Source organism: Acetivibrio ethanolgignens (genome assembly GCF_001461035.1).
Taxonomy (GTDB): domain Bacteria; phylum Bacillota; class Clostridia; order Lachnospirales; family Lachnospiraceae; genus Velocimicrobium; species Velocimicrobium ethanolgignens.
In genome coordinates, this window is sequence record NZ_LNAM01000126.1 from 476 (window position 1) to 703 (window position 228).

Here is a 228-nt window from a genome sequence, read left to right on the forward strand (position 1 = left end):
ATCTCGAACCCGCTCTGCGGCTTCTCAATAGACGCAAACGCTCTTATACGCCTGTCTGCTTCACTAAAGAACTCCGAAAGCAAGCTTTCTCGTTCTTTCCCTCGCAGCCAGCGTGCACTCGCTGCTTGATAACTAAACAGTAAAACAACCCTTACTTCTTCCCTTTTACTTGGATTGATTCAGCCGCTCTCGCTGCTTACTTTTCATCCATCTTCCTTAGAAAGGAGG